The following is a 1,981-nucleotide window of genomic DNA, read 5'->3' on the forward strand; positions in this document are numbered from 1 at the left end:
TTTTTGAGAACCTGACAACGCTGCTCAGCAAGATCACCCATATTTTCACTTGGGTCAGCTAAAACAACAAGTGTAAGCTGTATCTGCAACATACCTACGCCCTTGGCTTGCCCGACCTTACCAATAACGGTCTGTAGCTTTTCCTGGTGGGCAACAGCGCTGCTTCTTGGCTTAAAGATATCACCGCTTTTTCCCTTATACACCACGGTGGCAAGAGCAATGTCTACTTGTACAAGCAAGACCACAGCCAGCAATATGCAATAGAATCTCTTCATACTTTCATCATTTCCTAAAAACGCATAAAAAACTTTTGATCAAAACAAATATCTACGCATTATCAACACATTAGATTGTTAGCGCAACACAAAAAACTGCCATTCCTGAATTCCCCTTGCGCCTCAACGAAAAAAGATTTTCCTTCTATCCTCACTGTGCTCAAAATGAGAGGCGAGATGGACAAAAACAGGTTTCAAAAAAACAAAAAGACAAAAGCTATATATAATCGCTGGTGCGCGTAGAACGCCCTACGAATGGGGGCAACAAACAAAGAAGGGAAAGCCGGATAGTGTCTGGCCTGCAAGGAGGATTTTTGCTCAAGTTGAACGTATGCGATAGCATTTCGCCACAGCCATATAGTTGATATTGCGAGCATTGAGTTTCTGAAAATAACTCAAATATGGGGAAAAAGAGCTTTCTCCAACAGACTCCCAATGCCCTGTCAACACGACCATGCCTTATTCTGTTTGCCTTTTTACGGCCTTGCTCCGTGTCACATACCACCACTATGCAACACGGGACAAGGCACAAAAAGATAAGGGTCACGGAATAAATACATTATCCAACCGATATCCTACGCAATTTTTGGATATTTATTTTTTCCCGCGACCTTAAAAATTATTCGGCGCAGTATCGCGATATTTCATCATTAACATGGCATGAGTTTTAAAGGGTATGCTGATGAATATATATCATTATTCCAACTCAAAGCTTACCGTAATTCTGGCGCTTACCTTGATCTGCCCCAGTGCCAGCGTTGTGTTGGAGGCTGTATGATCATCATGCTTAACCAAAACATTCCCACCCATTCCCCCCTCAAGTGTCGTTCCCTGGGCGATGTTATTGGCAATCCATGGTGTATTGCCAGTGGAATGTTCCACTACAGCATAAGGTTTCCCCACGCTCTGTCCCAACTCTTTAGCCAAAGCTGCTGCTTTTTCTTTGGCGGCCTTAACCGCAAGGATCCGGGCTTCATCCTGGTGTGTTCTCAATGCACTTGTACGGAATTGAACACCGTGAATAGAATTTGCACCGGCTTCAAGCACGTCAGCCAGAACATCCTCAAATATGGCAGTATCAATTATGGTCAGAACAATGGTATTATTCACCAAATATCCAGTAAATATTTTCCTGTTTTCTTCCATGTAGTCATATTGAGGCTCGATATTGATATAATCTGTTTTGATATATTTTTGATCAATATGGTGTTTCTGGGCGACATTGATTACTTTTTGGACACGTTTATCATTTTCCATTTTTGCCGCTCCAAGTTCTTTGTTCCTGTTTTCCACCCCCAGGGTGAGGATCACTTCATTGGGTACGACCATAACCTCGGCACTTCCGGTTACAGTGATGAGCCTCGGATTTTGCTCCTGGGCAAACACCGGGGAAGAAAACTGAAGAAGTACAGTGAACATTAAGGTGAAAGGCATGATACGTTTCATAGTAAGCTCCATATTGGTAACTGATCATGGGGTTAACAACACTGATATTTCAATTAGCCCTGAATTGTAAAGGGGCACAGGTGCTTCAGATTCGAGCAAACGCGGTATTTGCAGGTAAACGGAGACTCCGTTAGGCTTATCTATGCGGGAACCTCGATCATGCAAAGGGGAGCATTACACGTTTGTCCGCAAAATTCTCTTCGCCTGATCCCTCGTCACATACCTGGTAAAGGCCCCATTAAAGGTGTCGTTAACGAGAG

2 protein-coding genes are annotated in these 1,981 nt (G+C 43.4%); both read right to left on the minus strand.

The features are described from left to right. Positions 1-275 (minus strand): hypothetical protein (locus G493_RS30840; protein WP_035275732.1); only part of this gene is annotated, 275 nt, incomplete at its 3' end. Between the two features lie 696 nt (positions 276-971). Then, positions 972-1,721 carry an SIMPL domain-containing protein gene (locus tag G493_RS0122535; RefSeq protein ID WP_028582170.1) on the minus strand — a complete coding sequence of 250 codons (750 nt, stop codon included), beginning with the start codon at positions 1,719-1,721 and terminating at the stop codon, positions 972-974. Positions 1,722-1,981: the final 260 nt, after the last annotated feature.

It is taken from the genome of Desulfogranum japonicum DSM 18378, assembly GCF_000429945.1.
GTDB classification, from domain to species: domain Bacteria; phylum Desulfobacterota; class Desulfobulbia; order Desulfobulbales; family Desulfobulbaceae; genus Desulfogranum; species Desulfogranum japonicum.